This is a genomic window from Nocardia sp. NPDC052254 (assembly GCF_040679495.1).
Taxonomy (GTDB): Bacteria; Actinomycetota; Actinomycetes; order Mycobacteriales; family Mycobacteriaceae; genus Nocardia.
On record NZ_JBFAUW010000004.1, the window covers coordinates 377210 to 389404 of the forward strand.

Sequence of the window (12195 nt, forward strand, 5' to 3'; positions counted from 1 at the left end):
GGCGATCACGGCATACCGTCGCGGCCCCGGAACCAGTTGAGCCAGCGCTTCCCGGCGGGTACCGACATCGCGGGTTCCCGCGGCGGCGCCGATGCCGGGGCCTGCCCGGCGGGGAACAGGCTGAAGCCACACACGGCGATCTCGTCCGGTCGCAGCGTGTCCTCGGAAGTGCTGTCGCGATAACGGAATCCGAGCCACCGCTCGTTCGCGGCATCGGCGAATTCCGGGGGTTCGAACGGCAGAATCTGCGGATCGGGAACATCACCGGGGCGCAGCCGAACCGGATGGTCACCGGCCCAATACGTGCGCTCCCAGACCAGCGGTAGTCCTTCGTCCTCCACGATGTGCACCCGCGTCGCACTGAACGAGCGACGGAATTCGCCTCGCTCCCAATGCGCGAACGCACCCCAGCCGAGCGGCACATCGTAGGCGACCAGGTAGGTGTTTTCCGAGGCCAGCGGGCGGATCAGCAGTTCCGGCAGGCTCATCGGATGGCTGCGTGCGGCTTGTACCGTGCAGACCACGGTGACGCCCGGAAAGCATCCGATGTACATCGAGCCGGGATCCGGCCCGGCCCAGACCTTCAGTGAGCCGGAGGCGGCAGGTACGACGTCGTGATCGGGATTGAGCTGTTTGGCCAGTGCGAAGGCCGCCTCGGGATCCGGATCCCGATTCGCGTGCAGTACGGCCACCGGATCGGGCGCATCGATGTACCAGATCGACGAAGCTGTGGACGGCATTCGCGACACCTCCCGAGCTCGAACGGGTAAGCCTGGTTACTCCCGGGCAACCCGCGGGAACCGGACCACATCCGCTTCCGCGGTCTGCTCGCAGCGCACCCGACGCGAATCGGGCGCTTACCGAAAATCTACTCCCCCAACAGCGGAAACAACGACGGTTCACACATCGGCCGCGCGTGTCAAGGCCGCTTGCACATCGGCACGACCGCGCGGCGCGTCGATCGGATTCCGGCTCCGGAAACGAATACGCGGCGGAGACCCTCGGTCTCCGCCGCGCACCTGGCTCGTTCTCGCCGGATCAGTTCCCCGAACTGCGCACCCCGAGCAGCACATCCTCCCAGGACGGCATCGGCGCCTTACCGCGCTTGGCGCGGGCCGGCTTCTGCGCAGCGGGCTTGGCCTCGGATTTCGCGGCCGGCTGCTTGCCGGCCGACTTCGCGGCCGGCGCAGCGGTTTCCGGTTCGGGTGCGGCCGGTGTCTGCTCCGGAACGGCGGGCTCGACGGAGGCAGCCGGGGCCGTGACGGTCGGAACCGCGGGCGTGGCGGGCGTGTTCACCGCCGCGCCACCGGCATTCACCGGAGCACCGCCACCTGCCGTCACGGCAGCCGCACCACCGGTCGCCGCCGCGGCGCCACCGGTGGTGTTCGCCGCGCCGCCGCCCGTGGAACTCGGCGCCGACTTCGCCGCGACCGGAACCGGAGTACCGCCGACGGCGGCCCGCTGCTCGTAGTACTCGTCGAGGCCGGCCTGTCCGGCCTCCGCAGCCACCGGTGCCTGCACCGGAGCGGACGGAACCGGTTCGACCACGGGTTCGGGGGCGGACTCCGGAAGGATGGTGGCCAGTCCGCGCAGCGCCCGGCCGAAGTCGGGATCGATCAGATCCGAGGCCGGATCGTCGAGCGGCGACACCGAACCGCCGTGCGCATCCGGCTGGTAGCGCCAGTGCGCGGCGATCACCGAACGACCCGCCTGCCACTGCAATTGGGCCACCCAGTAGTTCTTCTCGTCCTTCCAGGCATCCCATTCGGCGATGTCGATGTTGTGCCCGCGCTCGGCGAAGGCGGCCGAGACGACCTCGATCAGCGTCTCCACCGCGGGACCGTCCTTGCGCACCGGATGCGCCTTCTGCGCCAGTTCGGCGGCGCGGGCGCGCTCGAGCAGCACAGGGTAGGCGAAACGCTCCACCCGGCTGGCCGGCATACCGGATTCTTCGGTGACCTGTTCCACGGACGCACCGGCACGAATACGGGCCTGGATATCGCGAGGACGCATGGTCGCCTCCGTTTCGATCTCGATCTGGCCGAATCGGGCAAGGTCTCCACGCGCGGCGGCACGCAGTTTCTCGTCGGCGGCGAGCCGGTACTTCTGACCGGTCTCGGCATCGACGCACACGATGTGCGCGGAATCGGGCGTCAATCCGATCACTCGAAGTTCACGCACCGTTACCTCCTTTTCGCTGCGTCGTTCACAGCTGCGCCGAGCATCACTGGCTCGCGACACCGCCCACGTTCTGGAACAGTAGTGCACTTCTGAGATTCGTGTGGCAAGACACGCGGCACTGAAATCTACCGCCGACATGGCGGAGACGGCTAATCTGCGGTGTTCTCACCAGCTCGACGCCTACCCCCAGCAAACTTTCGGCACGAGTTCGGTTGGCGCGCACCGCATCAGCGTAAACGGCGAAGCCGCGGAATTCCCGGAGGAATTCCGCGGCTTCGGCGAACTTCGCGATCTTCTGATCAGCCGATTTGCTGGACCACCCAGTCGATGCTGCGGGTCAGCTGCGAGACGTCCTCGGGATCGATGGCCGGGAACATGCCGACGCGCAGCTGGTTGCGGCCCAGCTTGCGGTAGGGCTCGGTGTCGACGATGCCGTTGGCACGCAGGATCTTCGCCACCTGCGCGGCATCGACCGACGGATCGAAGTCGATGGTGCCGACCACCTGCGAGCGATGCGCCGGGTCGGCGACGAACGGGGTGGCGAATTCGCTGGACTCGGCCCACGAGTACAACCGCGACGACGAGTCGAGGGTGCGCTTGACGGTCCAGTCCAGGCCGCCGTTGCTGTTCATCCACTCGATCTGGTCGGCGAACAGCAGCAGAGTGGCCAGGGCCGGGGTGTTGTAGGTCTGATCCTTGCCGCTGTTGTCGACCGCGATCGGCAGCGACAGGAATTCGGGGGTGTAGCGCCCCGACTCCTTGATCTCGGCGACCCGCTCGAGCGCCTTGGGGCTCATCAGCGCGATCCACAGACCGCCGTCGGCGGCGAAGCACTTCTGCGGCGCGAAGTAGTAGACATCGGAATCGGCGACATTCACCGGCAGACCGCCCGCGCCGGAGGTGGCGTCGATGGCGACCAGGGCGTTGTCGGAGCCCGCGGGCCGCCGCACCGGAACCGCCACACCCGTGGAGGTCTCGTTGTGCGCCCAGGCGATCACGTCGGCGGCCGGGTCCGAAACGGGTTCGGGGGCGGTGCCGGGATCGGTGGAGACCACGATCGGGTCACCGATGAACGGGTTCTTCTTCGCGACGGTGGCGAACTTCGAGGAGAACTCACCGTAGGTGAGGTGCAGCGAGCGCTCCCGGATCAGACCGAAGGCCGCGGCGTCCCAGAACGCGGTGGTGCCGCCGTTGCCCAGCACGACTTCGTAGCCGTCGGGCAGCGAGAACAGATCGCGCAGGCCCCCGCGCACCCGAGCCACGACGTCTTTGACCGGCTTCTGCCGATGGCTGGTACCCATCACGGAGGCACCGACCTCCACGAGGGAACGCAGCTGTTCGGGCCGGACCTTGGACGGGCCGCAGCCGAACCGGCCGTCGGCGGGCTTCAGATCGTCGGGGATGCTCGGAAAGGCAGCGGTCATGGACACAAGCCTAGAGCGTGATGTGGGTCTCGCACGTGGGTGGGTCGAGTTGCCCGAGCGGGGCCGACGCCGCCCGGAAGAATGTGTATCCAGCCGTATCACCGTGTCACAGCCGCTGGTCCGGTTACCGTTTAGCAATGAGTACGCCAGTACCGGATCGACCGGAAGCCGCAGCCGTCACGGCCGCCGGCACACCGCGCCCGTCCGGCATCGCCGGGTCGGCGGCCGCGAGTTCGGCTCGCCTGATTCGGTCCGGGCTGCTGTCCCGGCTGGCACAGCACCTGGAAAGCCGCATTTTTCCCCTTCGGACCGGTGCACTCTCCGCGAGCGCACGGCATGAGCTGCTGATCCGCGGGCGCACCGGGACCGCGACCGTACTGGGCATGCGACCGACGCGAGGCCCCGCGGGACCCGGGCGTTGGCACCGGATCTGGGTTCGGGTCCGATGCGACGATCTGCCGGCGTATGAAACGCGGGTGCGGCAACAAGTGAGCGACGCCGATCTCGAACTGATGCAGCCGGGCGATGTCATCGGTTGCCGGGTCGATCCCGGCAACCGGGAGCGGTTGGTGCTGTACGTGCCGGGTATCGCGGAGGCGACCCGGGTCAGTATCGCCAAGATTCTGTCCTCGGGCCGACGCGCCGACGCCACCGTGCTGGCCGCCGCCCCGATCGCGGCCGACTACTCCGGGCGGGACGATCCGGTCCTGCGACTGGACCTGGAATTGCGGGCCTGGGACGAACCGGATGCGTGGCGGGTGCGCATCGTGCAACCGGTCCCGCTGCCGGCGATCGAACTGGTGGATCTGGGGCGGCACCTCGAGGTCGCGTTCTTCGCCGTGGACCGCGGTGAATCGGTGGCCGTGGACTGGGAGGCGTCGGCGCAGGGGTGAGAGCCGGCCCGCACGATCGCGATTCCCGCGTCAGGGCAGTTTGACGAATTCGAAACCGCGCGAACGTAATACCGGCAGCACCACCGACATCCCTTCGGCGGTACCGGATTTCGGGCGATGCATGTGGGCGATCGTGATCGCCCCCGGCCGCGCCTTCGCCATCGCGGTCCGGACCTGCGCGGCCGAATAGGTGGCCCCGGCGTCACCGTTGATACTGAAGCCCACCGGCTGTTCACCGAGATCCCGCACGATGGCCACGGCGAGATCGTCGTAGTGTGCGGTGCCGGCGCGAAAGAACCGTGGTGGATGTCCCAGCAGTCGGGTCAGCCGCTCGTGATTGCCCCACACCTCGTCGACGGCCTCCTGCGGAGAATGCGTACCGCTGATGCCATAGGCCGCGCGGCCGGTGACCGACACCGGGCAGTGCCGGGTGCCGTGATTGGCGAGCTCGAACAGCGGATTGGCGGCCAGCTTCTCGGCCCGCGCCGGATCGGCGTCGATCCAGCGCTTGTTCAAGAACAATGTCGCCGAAATATTGTGAGTTATCAGATAATTCATCAACTCGGAGTTGATCTCGTCGTTGCCCGGACCACCGCAGGCATCGAAGGTCAGCGCCATCCGGTTGTTCTCCGCGGGCACCGTGGTGATGATGCCGGGCAGATCGGTCCCCCATGCGGTGGGCTTGCGACCGGCGTAACGCGCGGCCACAGCGGCGGGATCGGGCTGCGGTGGTGCTACCGCGGTGACCGGGCGAGCCGGGGACGCACTCGGCTTCGGCGGGGTCGTGCCCGAGATCCGGGCCGCCGCGGTGATCGTCACCGACGACGATTTCCCTTCTGCCACAGCACATCCGGCCGACATGAACCCGGCGGCCACCGCCGCCCCCGCTACCAGAATGCGACGCCGTGACAGTCCTGCACCACCCACGCGAGCAGATGCTACGGGACAGATGGGCCGGGCGCCTCCGCGACGATCATCGCGGCGGCGCCCGAATTTCGCTGTGGCCGAGCCGGTCGAATGACCTACCCGACGACGGTCTCCCAGCCGGGCACGCTTTCCGGCATGCGCGGCGCCGGACCGGTGTAGATGGCGGCCGGGCGGACCAGCTTGCCCAGTTGTTTCTGCTCGAGGATGTGGGCACACCAGCCGGCGGTGCGGCCACAGGTGAACATCGCAGGCATCATGTGCGCCGGAACCTCGGCGAAGTCCAGGATCACCGCGGCCCAGAACTCGACGTTGGTCTCGATGGCGCGGTCGGGCCGGCGCTCACGCAGTTCGGCCAGCGCGGCCTGCTCCAGGGCGGCGGCCACCTCGTAGCGCGGTGCGCTCAGCCGTCTCGCGGTGGCACGCAGCACTCGGGCGCGCGGGTCCTCGGCCCGGTAGACCCGGTGGCCGAAGCCCATCAGCTTCTCCTTGCGGTCCAGGATGCCCTTGACCAGAGCGCGTGCGTCACCGGTCCTTTCCACCTCTTCGATCATCGGGAGCACCCGCGCCGGGGCGCCGCCGTGCAGCGGACCGGACATGGCACCGATCGCACCCGACAGGCTCGCGGCCACATCGGCGCCGGTGGAGGCGATGACCCGGGCGGTGAAGGTGGACGCGTTCATCCCGTGCTCGGCGGCCGAGACCCAGTAGGCGTCGATGGCCTCGGTGTGACGCGGATCCGGATCCCCCTTCCACCGCCGCATGAAGCGCTCGGTGATGGTGACCGATTCGTCGATCTGCTTCTGTGGCACCGCCGGCTGATGGATACCGCGCGCGGACTGGGCGACATAGGACAGCGCCATCACCGAGGCGCGAGCGAGATTCTCGCGGGCGGTGGCATCGTCGATGTCGAGCAACGGCTCGTATCCCCAGATCGGCGCCAGCATCGCCAGCCCGGCCTGCACATCGACGCGGACATCGCCGGTGTGCACCGGCAGCGGGAACGGCTCGGCCGGCGGCAGCCCCTGTCCGAAGCGCCCGTCGACCAACAGGGCCCACACATCACCGAAGGTGACGTTGTTACCGACCAGATCCTCGATGTCGACACCTCGGTAGCGCAGTGCGCCACCGTCCTTGTCGGGCTCGGCGATATCGGTGGTGAATGCCACCACGCCTTCCAGGCCACCGACGAAGTCGGGGGGTACCGCCGGACCGGTCGGAGCCGCAGCGCTGGTAGTCATGTCGTGACTCTCCTTGCAAATCGGGCCGCTCGATCCGTGGGCGGCCACGCAGGTGTTCCTCCCGGCTCGGCCGGGTGATGCGACGTCGGCGCGGCCATATGCCACTCCGGGCGATCACCTGCAACCTTATCCCCCCAATACTGGGGAGTAACGTCTGGATCATGCGCGAGCAGCAGAATTCACTCCGCCCGGCCGCGGGCGAAACTGGTCTTCCGGTCGCGAACGCAATGGATTCCACGGGGTATCCCGACCGTCTCGACGCCGCCGCACGCGTGGATCTCGACATCGCCGCGATGCGCGCCGAATACGGCGGCGAGGCCGATCTGTCCGAGAGCTGGCTCGACGACGGCTGGGAATCGCTGCTGCGCAACTGGATCGAGTTCGCCACCGCCGCGGGGATCACCGAACCCAACGCCATGGTGCTGGCCACCGTCGAGATGACAGACGGCGGCCCGCGACCGGCCTCGCGCACCGTGCTGTGCAAGGGACTGTCGGCCGACGGTGTGACTTTTTACACGAATTACGACTCCGACAAAGGTGAGCAACTCCACGCCGTGCCCTATGCGGCGAGCACCTTCTCCTGGCCGAAACTCGGGCGGCAGGTGACCTTGCGCGGGCGCGTGGACGAGGTCCCCTCGGAGGTGACCACGGTGTACTGGCGCTCGCGGCCCCGCAATTCGCAATTGGGCGCCTGGGCCTCGCACCAGTCCCGGACGGTGGCGTCCCGCGCTGAACTCGATAGGGCGTTGACCGACGTCATCGCCCGTTTCGAGGGTGTGGACCAGATTCCGGTACCGGCGAATTGGGGCGGTTACATCCTGCGGCCGGAGACCGTCGAATTCTGGCAGGGGCGGCGCAGCCGGCTGCACAACCGCATCCGGGTGACCCTGCCCGGCGGCGCCGCCGCGACCGAGGCGGCGCGGGTCGAACGCCTGCAACCCTGAGCGCTCCCGCGAGCATTCACAGCATCCGGTGATGCCCGATTCATTCGAATAGCGGATATCGCGGCACCGGTTATATTCATGGGATGATTCACCGAAGACGGTTCCGGGCCGGTGCGCCCGCACTCCCCGCTCCGACATCGTGAAGGTCCTCGCCGACGTCGCACCCCTGCGCAATCTCGACTACCGGCGGCTGTGGGTCACCAATATCGTCACCGTCATCGGGGCCCAGCTCTCGGTGGTCGCGGTACCGCAGCAGATCTTCCAGATCACCGGCAGCTCCGGCTATGTCGGGCTCGCGGGCGTCTTCGGCCTGGTACCGCTGATCATCTTCGGCCTGTGGGGCGGTGCGGTCGCCGATGTGATGGACCGCCGCACACTCCTGCTGATCACCAGCGTCGGTACGGGACTCACCTCGGTGGCGTTCTGGTTGCAGGCCGCCGCGGGTGTGCACAACGTCTGGCTGATCCTCGGACTGTTCGCGGTGCAGCAGGCGTTCTTCGCCATGAATCAGCCGACCCGCGCGGCGATCATCCCGCGCCTGCTGCCGGGAGATCTGCTGCCGGCCGCGAACTCGCTCAACATGACGGTCATGCAGTTCGGCGCCATCGCCGGGCCGGTGCTGGCGGGCGCGCTGATTCCGGTGACCGGGCTCTCGACGTTGTATCTGCTCGACTCGATCGCTCTGCTCGCCACCTTGTGGGCGGTCTGGCGACTGCCGGCCGTGCCGCCGACCGGGGCCGTGCGCCGGGCCGGACTCGGCACGGTCATCGAGGGGTTCGGTTATCTGGCGACCCAGCCGATCCTGCTGGCCTCGTTCGCCGTCGACATCATCGCGATGGTGTTCGGGATGCCGCGTGCGCTGTTCCCCGAGATGGCCCACGAGACCTTCGGCGATCCCGTCACCGGCGGCGTGGCACTGGGCCTGCTGTTCGCCGCGATGTCGGCGGGCGCTGTCGCGGGCGGCGTGTTCTCCGGCTGGTTGAGTCATGTGCGACGACAGGGCCTGGCCGTGGTGGTGTGCATCGCGCTGTGGGGTGTGTCGATGATCGGGTTCGGCCTCGCGGTCGGAGCCACCGGCCATCAGCTGAGCATCGGCGTGGGCCTCTGGATCGCCTTGGTCTGCTTGGCATTCGGCGGCGCGGTCGACATGTTCTCCGCTGCGCTGCGCACCAGCATGCTGCAGGAAGTGGCCACCGATGACATGCGCGGGCGGCTGCAGGGCGTATTCACCGTCGTGGTCGCGGGTGGTCCGCGCATCGGTGATGTTGCCCACGGTTTCACCGCAGCGGCCATGGGTACCGCGGTGGCCGCGGCCGGCGGCGGCGTGCTCGTGGTGATCGGTGTGGTGATCGCCGCGGCGGTCTTCCCGGCCTTCGTCCGCTACCGAGTTCCCCGCGCCCACGCCGAGATTCCCGCCGAACAGCCCCAGTGATGGCGGCAGCGGCCGATAGCACGTTCGGCCCGCTGATCTCACATCGTGAGCAAGTGACCGTGAGGTAGCAATTGCCGACCCTCACGAACCGACGCTACCGACGAGCGGCTAGCGTTGAGACAAGTGCGCCGGACGCCGACCGCGCCCGACGCCTACGGCTCTAGCCTGAGAGGGATCCTTCCGTGCCCGCTGAGAACATCACTTCGGACGCCAACGGCGACGCCAAGCCGGTACTTTCCTACCCTGGCGGCGAATACGCCATGACCGTGGCCCAGGCCGTCGAGGGTAACGACGGAATCGATCTGGGCAAGCTGCTGGCCAGCACCGGTTACGTGACCTACGACCCGGGTTTCACGAACACGGCCCCCACCAAATCGTCGATCACTTACATCGACGGTGAGGCCGGAATCCTGCGCTACCGCGGCTACCCGATCGAACAGCTGGCGGGGAGCTCGACCTTCATCGAGGTCAGCTACCTGCTCATCTACGGTGAGCTGCCGACCCAGGCCCAGCTCGAGGATTTCACCGACCGGATCCGCCGGCACACCCTGCTGCACGAGGATCTGAAGCGGTTCTTCGACGGCTTCCCGCGCAACGCGCACCCGATGCCGGTGCTGTCCTCGGCGGTCAACGCGCTGTCGGCGTACTACCAGGATTCGCTGGACCCGCGCGATCCCGAACAGGTCGAGCTGTCCACCATCCGCCTGCTGGCCAAGTTGCCCACCATCGCCGCCTACTCCTACAAGAAGTCGGTGGGCCAGCCGTTCCTCTACCCGGACAACTCGCTGAGCCTGGTGGAGAACTTCCTGCGGATGACCTTCGGCTTCCCGGCCGAGCCCTACGAGGTCGACCCCGAGGTCGCCGCCGCGCTCGACATGCTGCTGATCCTGCACGCCGACCACGAGCAGAACTGCTCCACCTCGACCGTGCGCCTGGTCGGCTCCTCCGACGCCAACCTGTTCACCTCGGTGTCCGGTGGCATCAACGCGCTGTGGGGTCCGCTGCACGGTGGCGCCAACCAGGCCGTGCTGGAGATGCTGGACGGCATCAAGGCCAACATCAACGGTGGCACCGTCGATGCCGCGGTCAAGGACTTCATCCGCAAGGTCAAGAACAAGGAAGACGGGGTGAAGCTCATGGGCTTCGGACACCGCGTCTACCGCAACTACGACCCGCGGGCGACCATCGTCAAGAAGACGGCCGACCAGATCCTCGGCAAGCTCGGCGTGCAGGACCCGCTGCTCGATATCGCCAAGGCCCTGGAAGAGGCGGCCCTGACCGACTCCTACTTCGTCGATCGCCGCCTGTACCCGAACGTCGACTTCTACACCGGCGTGATCTACCGGGCGATGGGCTTCCCGACCCGCATGTTCACCGTGCTGTTCGCGATGGGCCGGCTGCCCGGCTGGATCGCGCACTGGCGCGAGATGCACAGCGAGCCGCTGAAGATCGGCCGTCCGCGCCAGATCTACACCGGCTACGGCGCCCGCGACTACAGCGATATCGGCGGTCGCTGATCCCGATTCGCCGAGGCCCGCTTCCACTGGAAGCGGGCCTTTTCGTTGCCCGGGGCCGCTGTGGGTACGAGCCTTCATATCCGGCCGGATATCACGAAAGGGACGGTCGCCGAGCATGTTTCGGGCGACAAGCACACGTTAAGCCGATGACTGGCGTACCCCGGCAACATAACTGTCGTGGCCAGGGCCCACACCCCGGCCACCGGAGAGCCGGGCCTGCCTCGGAGGGGAGGGCAGGCCCGGATCTCCGTCCACCGGCGCATGCCGAACCGAGTCCGGGACGATCCAGTACGCCCGACGACGCGCGTATGACAACGACGTCCGGATCTGCCCGGGCTCGCGGTCCGCGCCGACACGCGGCGGAAAACCCGATGCGTTCTCGCCGGGCCCGTGAAAAAGTCGAATCATGGTTGCACCCACCGGAATTGCGCTGCCATCCGGAATCACGCTGCGCACGGCCACCGAAGCCGACCGGCCCGCGGTGAATGTGCTGCTGGCCGACGCCTTCGGCGGGCCGCCCCAGCGCGATCCCGTGGTCGCCGACCAGAGTGCGCAGCTGTTTCCACTCGATCGCACGATCGTCGCGGTACAGGGCGATCGCGTGGTCGGTCACACCAGAGATACGACCATGACGGTGACGGTGCCCGGCGAGCGCACCGTCGAGGCCTGCGGGGTGGCGGGGGTCGCGGTGGCCCCCACCCATCGCCGGCGCGGAATTCTGCGCGCGATGTACCTCGAACTGCATCGGCGCATCGAGGACGCGGGGTTGCCGCTGGCCATCTTCACCGCCAGTCAGGGCGGTATCTACCGGCGCTTCGGATACGGGCCCGCTGTTGTCGAACACCGGGTCACCATCGATCGCCGGTTCGCCGAATTCCTGCCCACCGCACCGGATCCCGGCGGTGTGGAACTGTCCTCCCTCGACGACGCGATCGCCGGTATTCCGCCGATCTACGAACGCTGGCGGCGCCAGGTTCCCGGCGCCCAGGAGCGGCCACGCACGGCGTGGCTGATCCAGCTGGTCAGCGCCGGTGGACAGGCGGCACTGTTCGCTCTCACCCATCCCGACGGGTACGCGCTGTATCGCTACGACAAATCCGATCCGCACAATCTCACCGCCGAGGTGGTCGAGTTGCGTGCGGTCACGCCGGAGGCGCATGCCGCCCTGTGGCGGACGTTGCTGGGACTGGATCTGACCCGGACCGTCACCGCGACGATCAGCGCGGACGATCCGCTCCCGCATCTGCTCACCGACTCGCGGCTGGTCCGCACGATCAGCCGCCACGACGGGTTGTGGGCTCGGCTCCTGGACGTCCCCGCCGCCCTGTCCGCCCGGGACTACCAGTCCGATCTGGATATCGTCATCGCCGTCGACGATCCGTTCCGTGACGCCGGCGGCACCTTCGCGCTGCGCGCCCACGACGGCCGCGCCGACTGCGAACCCAGCACCCGCGCACCGGATGTCACGCTCGGCATCGATGTTCTCGGCAGTCTCTACCTGGGTGCCCACTCCGCTCGTACCTTCGCGGCCGCGAACCGCCTGCGAGCCGGCAGTTCCCGCGTCCTCGCCGATCTGGACCACGCCTTCGGCTCCGCTCGCGAGCCGGTCCTGGGATGGTTCTTCTGAAGCGCCGGACGC

The 12195-nt window shown here is 67.9% G+C and carries 10 protein-coding genes; 5 read left to right on the top strand and 5 right to left on the bottom strand.

The annotated features are described in order from the left end of the window. Positions 1 to 5: 5 nt before the first annotated feature. The 3 genes from AB0L57_RS13760 to serC form a co-directional block, all read right to left on the bottom strand. A complete protein-coding gene (locus AB0L57_RS13760) occupies positions 6 to 740 on the bottom strand; it encodes a hypothetical protein (protein ID WP_364961150.1) in 735 nt (244 codons plus the stop codon). 298 nt (positions 741 to 1038) lie between these two features. Beyond that, complete coding sequence (gene sepH, locus AB0L57_RS13765) at positions 1039 to 2181, bottom strand: septation protein SepH (RefSeq protein WP_364961152.1); 1143 nt, start codon at positions 2179 to 2181, stop codon at positions 1039 to 1041. Positions 2182 to 2480: 299 nt separating this feature from the next. Next, on the bottom strand, positions 2481 to 3605 hold the full coding sequence (gene serC, locus AB0L57_RS13770) for a phosphoserine transaminase (RefSeq protein ID WP_364961154.1): 1125 nt from the start codon (positions 3603 to 3605) through the stop codon (positions 2481 to 2483). 476 nt (positions 3606 to 4081) lie between these two features. On the opposite strand from serC, the gene AB0L57_RS13775 reads away from it, so the two are divergent. Beyond that, positions 4082 to 4498: a hypothetical protein gene (locus AB0L57_RS13775; RefSeq protein WP_364961156.1), complete on the top strand. Its 417-nt coding sequence runs from the start codon at positions 4082 to 4084 to the stop codon at positions 4496 to 4498. A 30-nt stretch (positions 4499 to 4528) separates the two neighbouring features. Here AB0L57_RS13775 and AB0L57_RS13780 read toward each other — a convergent pair whose 3' ends face one another. Both AB0L57_RS13780 and AB0L57_RS13785 read right to left on the bottom strand, forming a co-directional pair. Continuing rightward, complete coding sequence (locus AB0L57_RS13780) at positions 4529 to 5425, bottom strand: polysaccharide deacetylase family protein (RefSeq protein ID WP_364961158.1); 897 nt, start codon at positions 5423 to 5425, stop codon at positions 4529 to 4531. Positions 5426 to 5520: 95 nt separating this feature from the next. Further along, on the bottom strand, positions 5521 to 6663 hold the full coding sequence (locus AB0L57_RS13785) for a citrate synthase 2 (RefSeq protein WP_364961160.1): 1143 nt from the start codon (positions 6661 to 6663) through the stop codon (positions 5521 to 5523). A gap of 293 nt (positions 6664 to 6956) precedes the next feature. On the opposite strand from AB0L57_RS13785, the gene pdxH reads away from it, so the two are divergent. The 4 genes from pdxH (at position 6957) to AB0L57_RS13805 (ending at position 12183) form a co-directional block, all read left to right on the top strand. Next, on the top strand, positions 6957 to 7607 hold the full coding sequence (gene pdxH / locus AB0L57_RS13790; RefSeq protein ID WP_364961379.1) for a pyridoxamine 5'-phosphate oxidase: 651 nt from the start codon (positions 6957 to 6959) through the stop codon (positions 7605 to 7607). A 139-nt stretch (positions 7608 to 7746) separates the two neighbouring features. Further along, on the top strand, positions 7747 to 9039 hold the full coding sequence (locus AB0L57_RS13795; RefSeq protein ID WP_364961162.1) for an MFS transporter: 1293 nt from the start codon (positions 7747 to 7749) through the stop codon (positions 9037 to 9039). Positions 9040 to 9221: 182 nt separating this feature from the next. After that, a complete protein-coding gene (locus AB0L57_RS13800; RefSeq protein WP_364961164.1) occupies positions 9222 to 10556 on the top strand; it encodes a citrate synthase in 1335 nt (444 codons plus the stop codon). Between the two features lie 406 nt (positions 10557 to 10962). After that, positions 10963 to 12183 carry a GNAT family N-acetyltransferase gene (locus AB0L57_RS13805; protein WP_364961166.1) on the top strand — a complete coding sequence of 407 codons (1221 nt, stop codon included), beginning with the start codon at positions 10963 to 10965 and terminating at the stop codon, positions 12181 to 12183. The last annotated feature ends 12 nt before the right edge of the window (positions 12184 to 12195 follow it).

Excerpts from the sequence above, each read along its gene's own strand:
- AB0L57_RS13760 (WP_364961150.1), bottom strand. The coding sequence starts at position 740 with ATGCCGTCCACAGCTTCGTCGATCTGGTACATCGATGCGCCCGATCCG.
- AB0L57_RS13785 (WP_364961160.1), bottom strand. The coding sequence starts at position 6,663 with ATGACTACCAGCGCTGCGGCTCCGACCGGTCCGGCGGTACCCCCCGAC.
- serC (WP_364961154.1), bottom strand. The coding sequence starts at position 3,605 with ATGACCGCTGCCTTTCCGAGCATCCCCGACGATCTGAAGCCCGCCGAC.
- AB0L57_RS13805 (WP_364961166.1), top strand. The coding sequence starts at position 10,963 with ATGGTTGCACCCACCGGAATTGCGCTGCCATCCGGAATCACGCTGCGC.
- pdxH (WP_364961379.1), top strand. The coding sequence starts at position 6,957 with ATGCGCGCCGAATACGGCGGCGAGGCCGATCTGTCCGAGAGCTGGCTC.